Source organism: Bradyrhizobium sp., assembly GCF_016213215.1.
Taxonomy (GTDB): domain Bacteria; phylum Pseudomonadota; class Alphaproteobacteria; order Rhizobiales; family Xanthobacteraceae; genus Bradyrhizobium.
Window position 1 is genome coordinate 1 of the sequence record NZ_JACRAW010000045.1, and the last position, 2,015, is coordinate 2,015.

General features: G+C 63.1%; 1 protein-coding gene. It reads left to right on the forward strand.

Going from position 1 to position 2,015, the window contains the following annotated elements; all coding sequences use genetic code 11:
- Positions 1–284: 284 nt before the first annotated feature.
- Entirely contained in the window at positions 285–1,565 is a 1,281-nt protein-coding gene (locus HY852_RS08930) for an IS110 family transposase (RefSeq protein WP_291604093.1), read from the forward strand.
- The last annotated feature ends 450 nt before the right edge of the window (positions 1,566–2,015 follow it).

Here is a 2,015-nt window from a genome sequence, read left to right on the forward strand (position 1 = left end):
CCCCCTGTACCATCTCCAGTGTCGGAATCGATCGTGATCGCACGCCAGCGATTGTGATAGGGAGGACGACAGCTTGGGCCGACCTGTCGGGAGTGCCAAATGCCCCCTGTGCCATCGAGAGCGCCTGGGGGGGACTCGCGCCCCGGCAGGTCACCCATCGTAGAGATCCAGTGGGAAGTTGCGCCGCCGGCGTTGGAGGTCATCGACGTCGCGTGAGTGCCAGTACAGGGTAGATCGACGCGGTGGGTCGGACCAGGCGAAACATTCATCGAGGAGGTGTTGAAGTGGAAGAGGAACTGAAGGTGTTTGTCGGTATCGATTGGGGTCGCGAAGAACATCAGGTGTGCGTTCTCGATGCCCTGGGAAAGGTGATCTTCGAGCGCAAGATCGTCCATGAGGTCAGCGCGTTACGAAAGATCATCGACGAGGTGATTGGACTGGCCGGTGGCGATCCTGCCGGCGTCGGGGTGGCCATCGAGGTTCCGCACGGCGTCATCGTCGAGACTCTGGTCGATGCGGACCTGAAGGTCTTTTCGATCAACCCCAAGCAGCTCGATCGTTTCCGTGACCGCTTCACGGTGGCGGGGGCCAAGGACGATCGGCGTGATGCGCACGCGCTGGCCAGTGCGCTGCGCACCGATCGTCGCGCGTTCTGGCCGGTTGCGATCGGCGCTCCGAAGTGGATCGAACTGCGTGAGGAGAGCCACAATTACGAGGACCTGCGCGCTGACTTCACTCGGCTGACCAACCGCCTGCGTGAATTGGTGACACGCTACTATGGGCAACTGTTGACGATCGGTGACGTGACCGAGCCCTGGATCTGGGAATTGTTCGAGCGCGCTCCGGATCCGCAGGCCGCGCAGAAGATACGCCTGAGCAGTATCGAGATCATCCTGCGTCGTCATCACATTCGACGCATCGGCGCTGACGAGGTGCGCGAGAAGCTGCGCGCTGCGTCTTTCACCGCCGCAGACGGAGTGCGCGAGGGCGTGGTACGTCGCATCGAATCGTTGCTGCCACAGCTGCGAGCGGTGATGGCGCAACTCAAAGAATCGCAACGCAATATCGATCGCTTGCTCGATCGCTGCGGACAGGCCGACACCGAAGACGTATCGTCGGGGCAGGATCGGCCCCCGGACGAACACAGCGACGTTGCGATCCTCCGCTCCCTGCCAGGCGTCGGAAGGATCGTGAGCGCCGCTGTGCTCGCCGAGGCGCACGCAGTGTTGCTGCACGGGGAGCGTAGCACGCTGCGCGCCCTGGGAGGAATCGCACCGGTGACCAAACGAAGCGGCAAGTCGCTTCTGGTGGTTCAACGTCGCCGTGCGTGCAATCCGCGTCTGAGCAATGCGTTCTATCACTGGGGGCGTACCGCGGTGCAGCACGACGAGCACTGCCGCCAACACTACGCGCGTTTGCGACAACGCGGCCACGGTCATGCGCGCGCTATCCGCGGCGTAGTCGATCGGCTTCTCGATGTTCTGCTGCGCATGCTCAAGGACCGCACGTTGTATGACGCGAATCGGCGCACCGCTGCACCGCTCGTTCTGGTGCCTGCAGCATGAGAACGACATCTAGCCCGCCCGCTTGCCCGCGCCGACTCGAATTCCTATGGTATTGCCGTCCGGCGAAACAGAGTCCGGCTCTGCTGGAGAGCACCCGGGCAAGGGATAGCCGGATCGATGGCGCGTCGATGACGCCGGCGGGCGCGGGGATTGCGATCTTTGCGCCCGCCCTTCGCCTCTTCCCTGAGAGCCATCGAACGCCAGAGTCATGCCTCCGAAAACTCCGGGGGTTCGGGGGCTGGCCCCCGGGCGAGCTTGCTCGCCGTTGTGCGCGTGATCACAAAACGTTCCAGTTCGCTCCAGAGACTTGCTCGTGGAGTCCGAAAGTCCCGGGGTTCGGGGCAGCGCCCCGCAACCGCTCAACGAGTTTCTTCGCATTTCGACCAACCAGATCGGTCGGCGACGTACTCGGTCGCCATTGGAGCTTGACTAATGGTGGGAAGTCCCCCC